The sequence below is a fragment of the Novosphingobium sp. B-7 genome (assembly GCF_000410615.1).
Lineage (GTDB): Bacteria > Pseudomonadota > Alphaproteobacteria > Sphingomonadales > Sphingomonadaceae > Novosphingobium > Novosphingobium capsulatum.
Genome location: NZ_KE148393.1, coordinates 7,677 through 8,620, shown reverse-complemented (window position 1 = coordinate 8,620; position 944 = coordinate 7,677). Strand labels below are relative to the sequence as shown.

Below are 944 nucleotides of genomic sequence, written 5' to 3'. Positions count from 1 at the left end.
TGGATCGCGCGCGGCAAGGCCCCAGGAAAAGCGCGGACGCAGCAGGTCGAGCCCCGCGGGCTCGGCCACCCCTTCCACGCGCAAGTCTTGCGCCAGCAGATCACCCGGTGGCAGAGAATGCGCCCTGCCGGCGCCGGCCACCAGCGGCGTCGCGCCGATCGCGGCCAGCGCGGTGCGACGGTCCAGCCTCATTAGACCGGAATGTCCACAAGTGGCTTAGCCACGATCCGGACCGGACCGGCCAGGCCCGCCGGCAGCAGCGGCGCATCGCGGGCCGGCAGCCAGTCCTTGGTGCCGCGCAGCTTGGGATAGACCCAGGCAACCCGCTCCGCTTCGGGCAAGACGCGATCGCCCACCAGGCGGTTGTGCCAGGTGTTGGTGACGGTGATGGCGATCGTGTTGCATCCCGGCCGCAAGAATGCGGTGATGTCCAGCCGGAAGGGTGCGATCCAGCGCCGGCCGGCCAAGCGCCCGTTGACCGCGACTTCGGCCATGGCATGCACTGCGCCCAGATCGAGCATCAGGCGGATATCGCGCACCAGCAGGTGGCGCGGCAGGTCGATCTGCGTGGCATAGGTGCCCGATCCGGCATGGAAGCGCACGCGATCGGGGGCAAGGTCGCTCCACAGCGCGGGCTGCTTCAGCGTCAGCCGCTCGGGCGGGGCGCGCCAGCCGGCAAAGCTAAGCGTCCAGGGCTGGTCGAGTTCGATTGCCGGGGGCATGGCCGGCGCCACCGGTGCCAGGCGCCGCCCGTCGCTGCGCAGCAGCCGAGCTTCTCCAGCCCCGGCCATGACCAGCCGCTCACCACGCCATTCCAGGCTTTGCCCGGCCGCGAGATGGGCCTGTGCGAGATGCGGTGCCACGCCGCCGTCGCTCAGAACGATGAACCGGCTTTCCCCCGGCGCCAGGCGCAGCGGCAGGACCGTGCGCCCGGCGACATTCCG

At 71.2% G+C, this 944-nt stretch carries 2 protein-coding genes; both read right to left on the bottom strand.

What is annotated here, in order from left to right:
* Positions 1-192, bottom strand: a 192-nt coding sequence (locus H926_RS0116850) for a hypothetical protein (protein WP_028658145.1), incomplete at its 3' end; no start/stop codon positions are given.
* Positions 192-944: glycosylhydrolase-like jelly roll fold domain-containing protein (locus tag H926_RS0116845; RefSeq protein WP_028658144.1), on the bottom strand; the 753-nt coding region annotated here is incomplete at its 5' end. The genes H926_RS0116850 and H926_RS0116845, both read right to left, overlap by 1 nt.